The 8212-nt window shown below is 41.7% G+C and carries 8 protein-coding genes; all 8 read left to right on the top strand.

Annotation, left to right across the window (positions count from 1 at the left end):
• Positions 1-105: 105 nt before the first annotated feature.
• The 8 genes from AB1422_13610 to AB1422_13575 all read left to right on the top strand — a co-directional run bounded on the left by AB1422_13610 (position 106) and on the right by AB1422_13575 (position 7241).
• The gene (locus AB1422_13610; protein MEW6620348.1) at positions 106-867 is read left to right on the top strand and encodes an iron-sulfur cluster loop; all 762 of its coding nucleotides are present in this window, start codon (positions 106-108) and stop codon (positions 865-867) included.
• A 169-nt stretch (positions 868-1036) separates the two neighbouring features.
• Positions 1037-1321, top strand: coding sequence for a hypothetical protein (locus tag AB1422_13605; protein MEW6620347.1), 285 nt, complete (start codon positions 1037-1039; stop codon positions 1319-1321).
• Positions 1321-1728, top strand: a complete 408-nt coding sequence (locus AB1422_13600; GenBank protein ID MEW6620346.1) for a type II toxin-antitoxin system VapC family toxin — start codon at positions 1321-1323, stop codon at positions 1726-1728. The genes AB1422_13605 and AB1422_13600 overlap by 1 nt, the downstream gene beginning before the upstream one ends.
• Before the next feature lie 298 nt (positions 1729-2026).
• Positions 2027-2248, top strand: a complete 222-nt coding sequence (locus AB1422_13595) for a hypothetical protein (GenBank protein MEW6620345.1) — start codon at positions 2027-2029, stop codon at positions 2246-2248.
• Positions 2249-2407: 159 nt separating this feature from the next.
• Positions 2408-3364: a hypothetical protein gene (locus AB1422_13590; GenBank protein ID MEW6620344.1), complete on the top strand. Its 957-nt coding sequence runs from the start codon at positions 2408-2410 to the stop codon at positions 3362-3364.
• 90 nt (positions 3365-3454) lie between these two features.
• Complete coding sequence (locus AB1422_13585) at positions 3455-5032, top strand: Eco57I restriction-modification methylase domain-containing protein (GenBank protein ID MEW6620343.1); 1578 nt, start codon at positions 3455-3457, stop codon at positions 5030-5032.
• Positions 5025-6047, top strand: coding sequence for a BsuBI/PstI family type II restriction endonuclease (locus tag AB1422_13580; GenBank protein ID MEW6620342.1), 1023 nt, complete (start codon positions 5025-5027; stop codon positions 6045-6047). The genes AB1422_13585 and AB1422_13580 overlap by 8 nt, the downstream gene beginning before the upstream one ends.
• 390 nt (positions 6048-6437) lie before the next feature.
• Positions 6438-7241, top strand: a complete 804-nt coding sequence (locus AB1422_13575) for a rhomboid family intramembrane serine protease (GenBank protein MEW6620341.1) — start codon at positions 6438-6440, stop codon at positions 7239-7241.
• The last annotated feature ends 971 nt before the right edge of the window (positions 7242-8212 follow it).

Genomic DNA, 8212 nt, shown 5'->3' with positions numbered 1-8212 from the left:
CTGTGCCGTGGTCAGAGTTTTGTGGTCTCTCAAAGTTTTATCTTGCTATCAAACTTTTGTGGTAATTCTCCCCGCCGCACCTGAACTTTATCGTTAGGAGTACAAATGAGCGAGAAATCAATACGCGACAGACTGGTTGAACACGGGCAAATATTGTTCCGCGCGCCGAAGCAGCTGATTACCTTCACCAAGGAACCACAGGCCGATGCCTTGCTGAATGACCTGGACAATCATCCGCATGCTTTCGTCCTAGCATGCCTCATGGATCGTCAAGTCAGAGCGGAGAGAGCATGGCTGATTCCATATCGCATTTCGCAGAAGATCGGCGGGTTTTCGGTGCAAAGGATGAGTGAACTATCGCGGCAAGATGTGAAACGTCTCATGAGGGAACCGGAACCTCTCCATCGGTTCGTTGACACGATGACCGATCACTTCTATTCAGCGGTGCAGCGAATCAAGAACGACTATGAGGGTGATGCTGCCATTATCTGGAAAGGCAAGCCTTCCAGTGCGGAGGTTGTATATCGTTTCCGGGAATTCGAAGGGGTTGGTCCCAAAATCGGTAGCATGGCCGCCAATATTCTCGCACGCGATTTCAAGATTCCCTTTTCGGACTACTCCTCAATTGACATCTCAGCGGATGTACATGTATGTCGAGTCTTCTCCCGACTTGGTCTATGTTCCGCCGACGTTACCGTTGAACAAGTGATAGACAGGGCACGGGCACTTTATCCAGAGTTCCCAGGAATGATGGACTTGCCATGCTGGGAGATAGGCAGAAACTGGTGTAAGTCAGACGGCCCAGTATGTGGCGACTGCTACATGAAAGACCTTTGCCCAACTGCGAAACAGAATGAGAATGGCTAACAAGGCGCTGCACCGGACGGCAATTCCGCTGCGCTCCATTGCCGCCGGTGAGCTTAGTCGTTAGACATCCAAACAAAACTTCCTTGTCATAGAAAATGATGCTTGAGAAGAGAAAGACAATATAGTATCCTAACTATTAAAGAGATAAAGAGCATAAAGAGAGGATCAGATGAAGAAAAATAGTATTTATCTAGAAACTTCGGTTTTTAGAAAGGAGAAAGCAATGGAAACAATATTGACAAAAGATTTCATACGAATTTTTGATATTCTACCGGACGATAAAAAGAAGGAAGTCTATGACTTTACCGAATTTTTACGAACCAAAATGCTGACAATAAAAATCGGCAGGGAAAGTGCTGTTGAAAAGGTCTTTGGTTCAACAAAGGGATCGAGCCTTACAACAGACCTTTTTACAAAGATAAAGGCGAAAGAGAAAAAATTGGAGTATAGATAATGAAGAATTCCTTTATTCTGGATGCCTGTGCAGTCATTGCCTTTCTCAATGCGGAAGAAGGCGGAGAAAAGGTAAAAGACCTCTTAGAAAATAAAGATAATAATGTCTATCTTCATCATATTAATCTCTGTGAGGTTTATTATGGATATTACAAGGCGGACGGTATAAAACGAGCAGAAAAAGTGCTTAATGACTTGGAGCAACTTCCTATCCGATACATAGAAGATATGTCTATTGAATTTCTAAAGATAGTCGGAAAATATAAAGCATCTTACCAAATTTCGTTAGCAGATGCATTCGTTATTGGACTTGCAGAAACTTTAAAGGGTAAGGTTGTGACAACTGATCATAAAGAATTCGATCCTATAGATAATGCGAAATTGGTTAAATTCTTTTGGTTACGATAAGAATATGGACAAATTTTGGGAACTTTCTAACCAGTAAGGGAGATATTAGGGTCAACCGTGAATGTGGAATGCACAATAATTCGGTGAGGCAGAGGAAAAGGAAAAGACAGCGAATCAAAGCTTTTGTCTAACCCTGCGTTGCAGTTGACCGCCTGGGGACTGTGCCGTGGTCAGAGTTTTGTAGTCTCTCAAAGTTTTATCTTGCTATCAAACTTTTGTGGTAATTCTCCCCGCCGCACCTGAACTTTATCGTTAGACTAAAAGAGATTAAACCACGAAGGACACGAAGTGAAATTTGATGAAATATCTAATAAAGTTAGCAAATATTAAAGTTGGCTTGTTAATAAATTTTAATGTAGAAAGATTGAAAAAAGACAGAAAAAGATTTGTCTTGTCCAATCTTCGTGACCTTCGTGCTCTTCGTGGTAAAATAATAGGGGAGATTTTAGGGTCAAACCGTGAATGTGGAATGCACAATAATTCGGTGAGGCAGAGGAAAAGGGAAAAAACAGCGAATTAAAGCTTTTGTCTAACCCTGCGTTGCAGTTGACGGCGGGGGACTGTGCCGTGGTCAGAGTTTTGTGGTCTCTCAAAGTTTTATCTTGCTATCAAACTTTTGTGGTAATTCTCCCCGCCGCACCTGAACTTTATCGTTAGGCACAAATGAGGCTTCAATAGAATGGACGAAGAATATATCGGATATCTCAAATATGAAGGGAAGCTTATCGAGGACGGTCTACTTGATGCTCGAAAAGCAGCCCAAGCCCTACTGGGCTTTGATGAAGCGATACGATTTTTTGTTGGTCAACAATCACCGTCACTGCGCGATTTAGATTTCGAAATTCCTGTTCGGTTACGTAAAGGTTCTTGGGAAGCCCTCATTCCCACCAGCCTCATTGATTGGGTTGTAAGAGCCGTCGGTGTTGGTGTAACAACTGGTGTAACAACCTACTTAGTGACAGCTGCAAAGAAAATGGCCGACAAGGATTTCGAGAAGAAGGGACTAAAAGATATTTTTGTTCATGCGGTGGAAGCGATTCAATGGACTATCCGTATTGGCAAACATCTGGATGGACTAATAAGAAAGAAATTTGAAAATCCGCAGTTTAGAAATGAGAACACCGAAATAGGAATACCAAATCAAAAGGGGGAGTACCTTTTTATTCCAAAGAAGTTCTTCGAGTTTTATATCCCTGTTAACCCTGGACTTCTCAAGAAAATGGCGGAACTGATTGAAGAAGAGCGTAGACTGGAAATCGGCGTATACAAGAATGGCGAATTGATACGAGAATCTATTCCTTACCAACAACGGAGAATTTTTACACTCGATGTCGAAGAAGAGATTCTTTTTCCAGAACTTGTTCATGGACAGGAAGTAACTCTGGAAGGGCACATCACGAAAGGAAACGAAAATACCAATAGTCTTGGATTCATGTATAAGGACCACATTTTGGCCTGTTACCCGGAGACGGGAAGCATTGTTAATTATAAGAATGCGATTTTCGTAAATTGCCGCATTTATGGATCAATTAGCAGATTGGACGACTTCGGTGGCTACAACGCAAGTAAACCGAAGATTATTTTTTCTAAAATCGAAGCACTTGATACGAATGCTGGCAACTTACCACTTTTCTAATGTGCATAATAAGACGCTCCGAACGATGTCAGCGATGACACACCGTCGCGTCTAAACCTGGTCGTTAGTGGATATAAAGATTGTAATTGAATGGAAGAAGAAATAATGAACACCCAAATAAAGGTTCTCGAACAAACTATAAAAGCAGATGAGAATTTACTTCTGTCATCAATTGAGGTCGCCCGCAGGGAAGTAACTCTTCAACTGGACTCTCGGCGACGTGCTCTCATGGGTCAATTTTTAACACCTTTGTCGGTTGCGATATTTATGGCCGACATGTTCAAATGCAGAAAATCCTTTATCCGCATTCTTGACCCTGGAGCTGGAGTAGGCTCGCTTTCGGCCGCTTTGATAGTTTCAATTTGCCGGAGGCATCAGCGTCCAAAAGTGATAGCCTTGACCACCTATGAAATAGATCCTCTGTTAAACACATATCTCCATAAGACACTTGATCTCTGCCGCAGAGTGAGTGAAGATGCGGGCATTCAATTTGAGGCACGTATTGTTGACCAGGACTTCCTGGAAGCAGGTATTAGTTCATTCACAGGCGATTTATTTATCACTGGAGAGAAGGAGCGATTTGACTGTGCGATCCTCAATCCACCCTATAGGAAAATTCATACCAAATCCCGAGAGAGAAAGTTGCTTCAATCTATTGGACTCGAGACAACTAACCTATATACTGGCTTTCTGGCAGTGACAGCTAAACTTCTCGTCCCAGGTGGAGAAATGGTTGCTATCACTCCAAGGAGTTTCTGTAATGGACTTTATTTTGAACCCTTCCGCTATTTTTTTCTAAAGGAAATGCAGTTCCGTCGCATTCACGTATTTGATTCGCGTAATCGAGCCTTCGCCGACGACGGAATTTTACAAGAAAATATCGTATTTCAGGCAATTAAGTCGCCGGCCATCAACGACAAAGTAATTGTCTCGTCAAGTCTTGATCTCAACGATTCGAACCTGAAAATTCGAAAAACAGATCACACAGATCTTATTCGGCCTGACGATCCTCATCTCTTCATTCGTATTGTCCCAGATAGCAATGGAGATTCAATCAGGAATATGATTGAAAAACTCGATTCGAATCTTAGAGATCTTGGCTTGGCAGTCTCGACCGGACGAATCGTAGATTTTCGAGCAAAACACTTACTCCGTCCCTGTCCAGATGAGAATACTGCTCCACTTATCTATCCTTGTCACCTTCGGGGTGGCTTTGTCGAATGGCCTAATTATCAAACTCGCAAGCCGAATGCTATCTTGCTTGAGCCAGGGGCAGAAGAACTTTTCGTCTCGCAGAAGTGTTATGTTCTCGTAAAGAGGTTTTCAGCAAAGGAGGAACGGCGTCGGATAGTGGCAGCGGTATATGACCCTCGTCGCGTTCCAGCTTATAAGGTTGCATTTGAAAATCACTTAAACTATTATCATGCTTTAGACTCGGAGTTGCCACTGACCAGAGCAAAGGGACTTGCTGCGTTTCTGAACTCGACAATCGTAGATTCCTATTTTCGGCAGTTCAGTGGACACACTCAAGTGAACGCCACCGACCTCCGTTGTTTGCGGTATCCATCATGGCATAAGCTTGAATTCCTTGGGCGGCGAATCGGCAAGATATTTCCGCCTCAAGATGAACTGGATCGCATAGTTAAGGAGGCTATTTACAATGGCTGATCGATCACAAAGCAAACCTACGGGAGTCGCAAAGAGAGTTTCTGAAGCACTGAACATCCTCGAGTCGATTAAGGTTCCAAAAGAACAGCAGAACGAGCGTTCTGCTCTTACGCTTCTTGCTCTACTGGGTATGACAACTCGGAAGCGATGGGCAGATGCTACGGCACCTATGCTTGGTATTACCGAAATGATGAATTATTTTGAGAAACATTTCGGCAAGAAGTATGCCCCGAATACCCGAGAAACAGTGCGTCGATTCACTATTCACCAATTTGTGCAGATGGGTTTGGTTATACAGAATCCAGATGATTCTACAAGACCTGTGAATAGTCCTGATAACCGCTATCAAGTAGTACCGACGCTCTTGAATCTTTGCCATAGGTATGGTTCCCACTCGTGGAATGATTCTCTGAAGAATTTCATAAACAACTCTGAGTCGCTTCGTCGGCTTGAACCAAGGGAGCGTCAAATGGATCTGATTCCAGTTAATCTCCCCGATGGTCAACAACTAAAGCTGACGGTTGGTGGTCAGAACGAGCTTATCAGAAGAATTATTGAGGAGTTTTGTCCAAGATTTGCTCCTGGAGGGGTACTGATCTATGTTGGCGACACAGGCAACAAGCAGCGACATGTAGAGAAGGACTATCTCTTCAATCTTGGACTGATGTTGGATGAACACGGGAAGATGCCTGATGTTATTGTTCATTTACCGAAGAAGAATTGGCTTGTCCTTATCGAAGCTGTTACAAGCCACGGACCTATTGGTCTAAAGCGACACAATGAGTTAAAAGAGTTATTTAAAGATACTACGGCGGGGCTGGTCTTTGTGACTGCTTTTCTCTCTCGACGAGCTATGACGAAATTCATTTCTGATATCGCGTGGGAGACCGAAGTCTGGATCGCTGAGGCGCCAAGCCATATCATTCATTTCAACGGTGAGCGGTTCCTTGGCCCATATGAGAGACAAATCAGTGGGAATTCTGGGAATTCTGGGGACACAATACTAAATTATTAAGAAGGGAAGCAACTCAGAAGAGGAAGAAAAGACGGCGGAGGGAATCTTTTGCCTAACAAATCGTTGCAGCGGACGGCGGGGGACTGTGCCGTGGTCAGAGTTTTGTGGTCTCTCAAAGTTTTATCTTGCTATCAAACTTTTGTGGTAATTCTCCCCGCCGCACCTGAACTTTATCGTTAGAATTCAACCCTTTCAGGGTTGAGTAGTAAGCAGGGGTTCTCTCCGTAGATTTTATCTACGGTTATGTAAAAGTCAAACCTTTCAGGTTTGAGGAAATTTGCTTGTAATTTCTAACCGCACAGGTCGAAAAATTGGGCTCTATCCATTCTAAGTAAAGTTTTGATTAATAACTGCTATACATAAAGTGAATACAAAAGGATGGTAAGGTGTATGTATCCATATTATTATCAAACAGGATTTGGTTATCGATTGACTTCTGGAGTAAAAAAACTGATTATCGTTAATGGAATTATATTCATACTCCAATTATTTTTCTTAAATCAACTTATTGGTTTTTTGGGATTAATTCCGATACGAGTTTTTCATGAATTTATGCTGTGGCAAATCTTTACCTATATGTTTTTACATGGGGATGTTTTTCATATCCTCTTCAATATGTTAGCCTTATGGATGTTTGGAACTAATATCGAGGCAGTCTGGGGAACAAAGAGATTTGTTCACTACTACTTCTTAACAGGTATCGGTGGTGGAATAGCCACCTGCCTTTTATCCCCTAATGCAACTATCCCTTCAATTGGCGCATCAGCCGCTATTTTTGGCATATTAGTCGCTTATGGAATGATGTTTCCGGATAATATCATATTACTTTTTGGATTGTTTCCAATGAAGGCAAGGTACTTTGTTATCCTCTTTGGAATAATTGAGTTCTTCGCCTGTATAAAGCATACACCTGATGGCATAGGCCATTTCGCTCATTTAGGTGGGATGGTAGTTGGATACCTTTATTTGAAGAATATCTTAAGTTGGGAAAAAATAACAAGAATCATTGCAGAAGCAAAAAATAAGAGAAAAGAGAAAACGAGAGAAAACCAAAAGATAGAAGTCCGTCTTATCAAAGAACGGATTGATACCTTATTAGATAAGATATCCAGCGAAGGAATGGATAGTTTGACTAAAGAAGAAAAAGAGTTTTTAAAAAAGGCAAGCAATTTCCTTCAGGAACATAATTTGTAAGCGTTCCACCACAGAGGCACAGAGTTCACAGAGAATTAAGGAAATTAACCATAAATGCACACGAATTAACCTCTGACATCCCATAAATGTAGTGCGAATCTTTAGGTTCGCCTTTTGGCTTGCCAGAAGCGAGGCTAAAGCCTCATACTACAAATTTTTCCACCTGTGCGATTAGACTAATTCATCGCAGAGACGCAAAGGAAAAATAAATGTAAAATGTAAAATAGGAAATGAAAAATGGGAAATTTTAGTACTTCGCAAGACTCATTACCTTTCAGTTATACATTTTCATTTTACATTATCCATTTTACATTTAACCGCACAGGTGGAAATTTTTTTGTATTTGTGTTCATTCGTAGTTATATATTCCCTCTGTGTTCTCTGTGACTCTGTGGCTATATCCTGAACAGTTACCATAATTTATAACTAAACTTCTGTGGTGAATAAAAATTGCCTTATGGAAATAAAAATTGCCAGAGGCGTAATGCTTTGGATTTATTAGACTTATGGACGGATGCGGAAGGGAGAAAGTAGGTAGGAGGATAGTGTCGTGTTGAGTAAGTTTTGCACGGAGTATCATCAGATTTCATAACCTGCAAACGGATAATTGGTAACTGGTAATTGGTTAAATAGTTTCGTCCTGAGATCAGCCGAACGGTATTTAATTACCAGTTACCAATCACCAGTTACCAGAATCAAATTCTGTGCGTTATTTGTTCAACACGACACTAGTGCTCTGTCGCCATTCAAGTGATTGATTGGCCGTTGTCCCCCGCTGGCGGGGGTCTAATCCTTACCCACAAGTTGGGTAACAAGATGAGGTAAACAAGGATAAACTATAAACGGGAGATTAGAGATTGCAGGAGAGCGGAGTAAGTGGCAAAATTCCAAATCACAAATTCCAAAATACAAATAAATTCCAATGACCAAAATTCAAAATTCCAAACAATATGAGTAACTATTCACCACGA

The sequence above is a fragment of the bacterium genome, from assembly GCA_040757115.1.
Taxonomy (GTDB): Bacteria; UBA9089; CG2-30-40-21; order CG2-30-40-21; family SBAY01; genus JBFLXS01.
The sequence above is the reverse complement of the archived record's forward strand: the minus strand, read 5'-3'. Positions and strand labels throughout refer to the sequence as shown.